Source organism: Azohydromonas lata, assembly GCF_034427735.1.
GTDB lineage: Bacteria > Pseudomonadota > Gammaproteobacteria > Burkholderiales > Burkholderiaceae_C > Azohydromonas > Azohydromonas lata.
Map to the genome: position 1 here is coordinate 20,581 of NZ_JAXOJX010000081.1, position 7,538 is coordinate 28,118.

A 7,538-nucleotide genomic window follows, 5' to 3' on the forward strand; every position below is an offset into this window, starting at 1 on the left:
AGCTCCCAAGGATTTGCCGATCGTGAAATCCCCTTCCCCAATGAATTAAGGCCTTATCAGCCTTCTGCAGTTCGATCGGTATTTTCATCACGGTAGACCGCGCCCGCTCGGGGCCGGCATCCGCGCATGTCGTAACGGCAACTCCCTCCAGGCGCCGGTATTTTCGACAATTCTCAGGGCTTTCCGCCCTGGCGCTTCACGGATGCCATTCCAAGCAGGACAGTCCAACCCTAAGTCAAACGGCGCCTCTGGCGCCGTTTTATTTGCCAATTACTGGCCCACTGCAGGGCCGACGGTCATGAAGCACTTGCTGCTGGGTTTGTTCATTTGGTTTTCAGTGGCCTACAACACCGCGTCGGTCTGCGCCGACGTGGTTGGAGACATATTGAGCCAGGTCAATACCCAGGTGGAACAGGTACTGCTCCCCCGGCACTGAGGCGGCCCCTGCCCCGCCCGCCGTGGCCGCCACGCCGGCCCTGGAGCGATGTCGGCTTTGATTTTTCTTCCGTGAATTTTTCATGCTTGGGCTAAACTGCATGCTGCCATGTGCCGAAAATATCATTGGCACGGTTCTTCGCATAAATTCAAGAAAAATCATGACACGCCAAGACGATGCCCCCAAAGTGGCAATCTACTGGGATTTCGAAAATCTGCACGCCATTCTGGCCAACCTGGCCTATGGCGAAAATGCCTACCGAGAAAACAGATTCTTCATTCAGCCGCCACTGATCAACATCAAGCCCATTCTCGATTATGCATCGTCTTTCGGCGACATCATCATCAATCGGGCCTACGGCAACTGGCAGTGGTTTTCAAAATACCGTGAAGATTTGAACCAGGCCGGCATAGATCTGATTCAGATTTTCCCGCGCGGCCAGGGCATGAAGAACAGCGCGGACATCCGGTTGACGGTGGACGCGCTGTCGGACGTTTATACCCATACTCACATCAGCCACGTGGTGGTGGTTTCATCGGACAGCGATTTCATTGCCCTGTCGCAGCGCATCAAGCAAACCGGCCGGTTCGTGGCCGGCATAGGCGTGGAGGGTTTGAGCAACCGCTTCTGGATATCGTCCTGCAACGATTTCAAGTTTTACCAGCACCTGACCCCAACCCGGACCATGGAGCCGCCGATCCCTGTTCAGACGGCTGCCGCCGAGCCGCCGCCGCTGGTGCTGATTTTGCCCGCGCCCCAGGTGGAAGGCGGCAGCCTGAGTTTCGAGGAAGCGCGCGACGCCCTGCACCGCGCCCTGCGCCAACTGGTGGAGCGCCGCGGCGTGAATTACGTGCCCAAGGCCACGCTCAAACACAGCCTCAAGCGGCTGCTGCCCGTGTTCGACGAGGTTTTGCTGGGCTTCCAGAATTTCACCGAGTTTCTGGGCCGCTGCGAAGACGTCGTGCGCACGGTGGACAACGACAGCGGGGGGCATGTGGCCTTGGTGGGGTATGAGGCGCCACTGATTTCGAACCATGCCCCTCAAGACACAGCAGTAACCCGTGATTCTTTAGCCACTACGGAAGAGGCCTAATCCACCATGGAAAAACAACAACTGGCAGCCCAATATCTCGACATCCTGGGCAGCCTGGATACGGCACTGCTGGACAAATTCCGGCCAGACGCAGGCAATCATGCAAAGCTTTCCGGGCTCTTCTTGCCATCGGTTCCACCGAACATTCAGCAAGCACGGCACAGGGTCATGGTGGTTGGAGCAGAGACAGCTGGCTGGAAGGTATTGAACAAGGACGAGCGGTTCACTGATCTGCCCGCATACATTGAAAAGGCAATGAATCGGCATCAATACATATTTGAATCCGGACTCAACAAAGAAAAATCCAGAGGATTTACTTTCTTTAATTTCCTGCGTTCAGCAGCCAAACAGTGTGGCACTGATGGATTGATTTATACAAATCTGTTTTGCTTTGATTGGAAAGGCGGCAGTCCCATAGGCTCGCCTTACTTCGACACCATCAAGAAGTATTCTGAGCAGCTGTTGAAGGTTCAAATAAATTTTTTCAAACCAGATATTATAATTTTCGCAAACGGAATCAGCTCCGCCTCACACCGAAGGGGATTCTTCCCAATCAAGGGCGATGGGCAAGTTTGCCGAAACAGCAAAGACTATTACTCCCAACACAAAATTACCAAGCATCACCTTTGGGAATTTACGCTTCACGACAAGATTCGCTGCCTCCGGATTCATCACCCCTCTGCATTTTCAAAGAAAGCTCAAGAGGCTCGAAAATTCATTATCAGCCTGCTGCCTTTCGATGAAAAGCAACCGACCCTGCCAGCCGTAAGCTGATCGGCCACGCTCAAGATTTCATCATCTCCGCGCAGGCGGGGACCCAGGCGGCCCCACACCAGTGCGCAGGGATATTTTTGGAAATACGGAATTCGTTCTTCCGCGAGCTCACCCGCTTACAGCTGGCGTGGGGGCCACCTGGATTCCCGCCTTCGCGGGAATGACGAAGCAGCTATCGCGACGGCTCCTCTTATGGGATGCAAATGCATTTAAATTGACAAACAAGGCATTCTCAAACCTCCCCCACGATCCGCGCCAGCCGCTCCCCCAGCTTTTCCGTGCTGAGTTGTTCGCGCCAGCGCTCCACCATCAGAGGCACGGCAAAGGGGCTGGGCTCCTGTAAATCCACCAGCACCACGCGCTGCGTGGACAAGCGCTGCAGCGTCCGGCGCAGGCGATTGATTTCCAGTTCCTGCGCCAGCGCTTCGTTTTTCGCTTGGGCGAGCAGGAGATTGTCCGGGTCGTATTGCCTGAACACGTCGAAAAATAGCCCGCTGGAGGCCTGCAGTTGACGCGCGCTCTTGGCCGCGCCGGGATAGCCGCCAAACACCAGCCCCGCCACGCGGGCAATTTCCCGGAAGCGCCGCTGCGCCAGTTGCCGCGCGTCCAGGCTGGCCAATAAATCCGCCTCCAGGCGGTCGCAGGCGAATGCCGATCCGTCCAGCAGCGGCGCAATGTCCACCGGCAGCGCGCTGAGCAATTCCAGCCCGTGGTCGTTCACCGCCAGCGAAAAGGTGTTGGCTTGAAGCTGCGCCAGCCGCCAGGCCAGCAGCCCCGCCAGCCCCAAATGCACGGGCCCGCCCGCGAAGGGGTACAGCCACAAGTGAAAACCTTCGCGCGATTTGTGGCGCTCCACCAGCAATTCGCCCGCACCCGGCAAGCGGGAAACCGTTGCCTGCAATTCCAGCATGGGCCGCGCGGCGCGCAGCTCCGGCTCCTTGTAAATACCCTGCCCCGCCTCGTGCATCAATTCGCGCAGGGCGCCGGCCAATTCGTCGGACAAGGCCATGCGCGTGCCGGACCAAACTGGCATGCGGCCGGATTTCTTGGTGGCGCGGGTGACGTAGGCCGTCAAATCCCGCACGCGCACGAATTCCAGCAAACGCCCGCCAAACCAGAAACAGTCACCCGGCGCCAAACGGGAAATGAAACTCTCGTCCACCGTGCCCAGCGAGGCGCCGCCCACCATCTGCAGCCGCATGGTGGTTTCGGAAACGATGGTGCCCACCTGCAGCCGGTGCCGGTGCGCAATGCCGCGGTCCGTCACGCGGAATCTCCCGTCCACGACTTGCAGCCGGTGGTATTGCGGGTAGGCGGTCAGGCTCGCCCCGCCCTGCCCGGCGAAGGCCAGCGCCCAATCGAATGCCTCGCGCGTGAGCGCCCGATAAGCCGGGGCGCTGCGCACCTCCTCGTACATCGCAGGCGCAGCCCAAGTGCCGTCGGCTTGCGGTTCGGCGTCGAAACCGCCGCCCAGCGCCACCGTCACCAGGTGCTGCACCAGCACGTCCATGGGTTGATCCGGGCTGCGGCGCGACTCGATGTCGCCGGCCAGCGCGGCGCGGCGCAGGGCGGCGGCCTCCAGCAGCTCAAAGAGCTGCGTGGGCACCAGCGTGGCCCGGCTGGCGCGCCCCGGCGCGTGGCCGGAACGGCCCGCGCGCTGCAGCAGCCGCGCCACCCCTTTGGGGCTGCCTATCTGCAGCACGCGCTCCACAGGCAAGAAGTCCACGCCCAGGTCCAGCGAGGAGGTGGCCACCACGGCCTTGAGCTTGCCTTCCTTGAGGCCCTGCTCCACCCACTCGCGCAGCGAGCGGTCCAGCGAGCCGTGGTGCAGCGCGATGAGGCCGGCCCAGTCCGGCCGCGCGTCCAGCAGCCGCTGGTACCAGGCCTCGGCCTGCGAGCGCACGTTGGTGAAGACCAGCGAGGTGGCGGCCGACTCGATCTCGCGCACCACCGGCTCCACCATGCGCGCGCCCAACTGCCCGGGCCAGGTGTAGCGGGCGGCACCGGCGGGCAGCAGCGTGTCCAGCACCAAGCGCTTGGGCACGCGGCCGTGCACCAGGCGTCCGCCACCGGCGCCCACCAGGGTGTCCATGGCCTCGTCCAGGTTGCCCAGCGTGGCGCTCAGGCCCCAGGTGGCCAGCGCGGGCTGCCAGCGCCGCAGCCGCGCCAGCGCCAGTTGCACCTGCACGCCGCGCTTGCTCCCTATGAGCTCGTGCCATTCGTCCACCACCACGGTGTGCACGCTGCCCAACTCCGCGTGCACGTCGGCGCGCGTGAGCAGCAGGCTCAGGGATTCCGGCGTGGTCACCAGCGCCTGGGGGCGCTGGCGGTCCTGGCGGGCGCGCTCGGCGCTGGAGGTGTCGCCCGTGCGCTGCCCCAGGGCGAAGTCCGGCGCCAGGGCGGGCAGCACCTGTGCCAGCGCCCGTGCCGTGTCGCTGGCCAGGGCGCGCATGGGCGTGATCCACAACACCTGCAGCCCGCGCGCGGCCGTGCGCCGCTGCAGCGCCCCGAACCAGACGGCGTAGGTCTTGCCGGCGCCCGTGGTCGCGTTGAGCAGGCCGCTTTTGCCTGCGGCCATGGCGCGCCAGACCTCGCGCTGGAAGGCAAAAGGCTTCCAGCCCCGTTCGGCGAACCAGGCCTCGGCGGCGGCCAGGGCGGCGGTGGCAGCGCGTTGGGCGCGGGGCACGTCGCGGACGGTTGGGCCGCGTCAGCCCTTGGGCGGCGTGGCCGTCCAGCCGTAGGCGCGCTCCACGCGGGCCACGCGCAGCTCGTAGGCGGCGTACCAGTCGCTGCGGCCGCTCTCGCGCGCCACCTCGTGCTCGGCGTGGCGGCGCCAGGCGGCGATGGACTCCAGGTCGCGCCAGTAGGAGACGGTGATGCCCAGGCCGTCGTCGCCGCGCGCGCTTTCAATGCCCAGGAAACCCGGCTGCGCAGCGCCCAGCTCCACCATGCGCTGCGCCATGGCCTCGTAGCCGTGGTCGCCGCCGGTGCGCAGCGAGGAAAAGATCACCGCGTAGTACGGCGGCTCAGGCAAGCGGGCGAAGCTGGGTGAGGTCATGTTCTTGCTCAAGTCGGCGGTGGCGCGATGGCGCCGCGAAGCGCGGCGGGGCTTCATGCGTACACGGTGCGAGCATGCCGCAAGCCGGTGCTCCCACGGAGCACGCCGCGTGCAGCACGCCACCCCGCCGTTGCCGCCCAACCCACACCGACCAGGAGACGAACGATGCGAGTCCTTGCCCCCGCCCTGCTGCTGTCCACCGCGCTGCTGTCCGCCTGTGCCCAAAGCCCCCAAAGTCCCCAAGGCGGCGGCGGCGGCGCCGCCGCCGGCTCGCAGTTGGGCTTTTTCGTCACCAGCACGGGGCTGGGCCGCGGCGCGGACCTGGGCGGCCTGGCCGGCGCAGACAAGCACTGCCAGGCGCTGGCCGAGGACGTGGGCGCGGGCGGGCGCACCTGGCGTGCCTACCTCAGCACCAGCGCCAGCGACGGCACACCCGCCGTCAACGCCCGCGACCGCATCGGGGCGGGCCCTTGGCGCAACGCCAAGGGCGTGGTGATCGCCGACAGCGTGGCGCAACTGCACCAGGACAACCGCCTGACCAAGCAGACCGCGCTCACCGAGAAGGGCGAGGTGGTCAACGGCCGCGGCGACACGCCCAACATGCACGACGTGCTCACGGGCACGCAGTCCGACGGCACGGCCTACCCGGCCGGCGCCAACGACATGAGCTGCCGCAACTGGACGCACAGCGGCGAGGGCGCGGCCATGGTGGGCCACAGCGACCGCACGGGGCTGGACGACAGCGCCGCCGCCAAGTCCTGGAACACCTCGCACCCCACGCGGGGCTGCAGCCAGGACGCGCTCAAGGGCACCGGGGGGGCGGGGCTGTTCTATTGCTTTGCGGCGAAATGAGGGGGCGGCGCCTTGGCCAGCCTGGCGGTCAAAGCGCCACGCACCCAGATCCGTCATGCCCGCGAAAGCGGGCATCCACGAACACCAAAACATGTCTTTCGAACGGCATCGCCCAAGGCAGGCGTCGGCACGCCAGCACCCCGGCCGGCGTGGATGCCCGCTTTCGCGGGCATGACGACGTAGAGCGCGGAGCGCACTGGCTCGCGGGATGCGCCCAATGCAAAAACCCGGCCCTGGCGCTCGCTCACCCCCTGCCCGCCAGCCCCGCGATGATCTTTTCCAGCGCCTGCAGCTCCACCGGCTTGACGAGGTGGGCATCGAAACCGGCCTCCTGCGAGCGCTGGCGGTCGGCGGCCTGGCCCCAGCCGGTGACGGCCACCAGCAGCGCGCGGCGCGCCCAGGGCTGCTGGCGCACGCGGCGGCAGACCTCGCAGCCGTCCATGCCGGGCAGGCCCAGGTCCAGCAGCATCACGTCGGGCTGCAGCCGCGCCGCGGCCTCCAGGCCCTGCGGGCCGTCGTAGGCGGTGTGCGCCTCGTGGCCGCCCAACTGCAGCAGCATGGCCAGGCTGTCGGCGCTGTCGGCGTTGTCGTCCACGATCAGGATGCGGCGGCCCTGCGGCGGCGCCTCTCCAGGCTGCGCCCCATCGGTCGGGGAAGCGGACGGGACATCGTGTTGGTCAAGCATGTCAGGCGCGGTGATGCGTTCCAAAAAGTGGATGTGAACGTGGGCGGGAGCGTGGAACTCGTCTTGGGCGAGTCCAGTTGGGTCCGGCAAGCCCCCGGACAAGGGTGAACCGGCCCCAGTGTGTTTGAAAGCGTGTCGGCGCCGGAGCGCGAAGCCGCCAGCACCGCCCCAGGGCGCAACGCGCAGCCCGGTGGGGGCCGCGGTTAGGCCCAGCAGGCAACGGGGACGGGACGTGCGTTGTCACGCAGGCAAGACTTCCTGGAGCACGACCGCCACTATCCCACACGACCCGCTCGGGCAAGGAGAGCGCTTGCATCCGGCAGCCCGGTGCGCTGCGTATCTCCAGGCCAACACGCCAGCGCCCAAGCGAAACACCCCATGCCCGTCTGCCCAAGGAGGAGAGCCGCGCCCAACGCCTGCCGCGACCCGCCGCGGGGCGGCCCACGGCGAGCGCCGCCGCCTCCCCAGCTCCAGGAGTGACGCCCATGACCCGTCCGCCCCCCCTCCGCCGCGCCCCCGCGCTTTCTCCACCGGCGCCCCGCACCGGCCCTGGCCTTTCGCGCGGGCTGCCGGTCCTGCTGGCGCTGGTGGCTGCCGCCGTGCCCGCGGCAGCAGCGCCGCTGCTGCCGGCCAGCGCCGC

The 7,538-nt window shown here is 65.8% G+C and carries 7 protein-coding genes; 4 read left to right on the forward strand and 3 right to left on the reverse strand.

Features of this window, described 5'->3' with window-relative positions:
• Positions 1 to 298: 298 nt before the first annotated feature.
• The 3 genes from SM757_RS29690 to SM757_RS29700 all read left to right on the forward strand — a co-directional run bounded on the left by SM757_RS29690 (position 299) and on the right by SM757_RS29700 (position 2,303).
• A complete protein-coding gene (locus SM757_RS29690; protein ID WP_322468109.1) occupies positions 299 to 436 on the forward strand; it encodes a hypothetical protein in 138 nt (45 codons plus the stop codon).
• A 160-nt stretch (positions 437 to 596) separates the two neighbouring features.
• Entirely contained in the window at positions 597 to 1,529 is a 933-nt protein-coding gene (locus tag SM757_RS29695; protein ID WP_322468110.1) for an NYN domain-containing protein, read from the forward strand.
• 6 nt (positions 1,530 to 1,535) lie between these two features.
• Positions 1,536 to 2,303, forward strand: coding sequence for a hypothetical protein (locus SM757_RS29700; protein WP_322468111.1), 768 nt, complete (start codon positions 1,536 to 1,538; stop codon positions 2,301 to 2,303).
• A gap of 232 nt (positions 2,304 to 2,535) precedes the next feature.
• Here the strand turns inward: SM757_RS29700 and SM757_RS29705 are convergent, their stop codons facing one another.
• Positions 2,536 to 4,989, reverse strand: coding sequence for a ligase-associated DNA damage response DEXH box helicase (locus SM757_RS29705; RefSeq protein ID WP_322468112.1), 2,454 nt, complete (start codon positions 4,987 to 4,989; stop codon positions 2,536 to 2,538).
• Between the two features lie 21 nt (positions 4,990 to 5,010).
• The gene (locus SM757_RS29710; RefSeq protein WP_322468113.1) at positions 5,011 to 5,361 is read right to left on the reverse strand and encodes an antibiotic biosynthesis monooxygenase family protein; all 351 of its coding nucleotides are present in this window, start codon (positions 5,359 to 5,361) and stop codon (positions 5,011 to 5,013) included.
• Positions 5,362 to 5,526: 165 nt separating this feature from the next.
• Here SM757_RS29710 and SM757_RS29715 point away from each other — a divergent pair, with 165 nt between their 5' ends.
• The gene (locus SM757_RS29715; RefSeq protein WP_322468114.1) at positions 5,527 to 6,213 is read left to right on the forward strand and encodes a hypothetical protein; all 687 of its coding nucleotides are present in this window, start codon (positions 5,527 to 5,529) and stop codon (positions 6,211 to 6,213) included.
• Between the two features lie 244 nt (positions 6,214 to 6,457).
• On the opposite strand, the gene SM757_RS29720 is transcribed toward SM757_RS29715, so the two are convergent.
• Positions 6,458 to 6,898, reverse strand: a complete 441-nt coding sequence (locus tag SM757_RS29720) for a response regulator (RefSeq protein WP_084267519.1) — start codon at positions 6,896 to 6,898, stop codon at positions 6,458 to 6,460.
• Positions 6,899 to 7,538 lie beyond the last annotated feature (640 nt).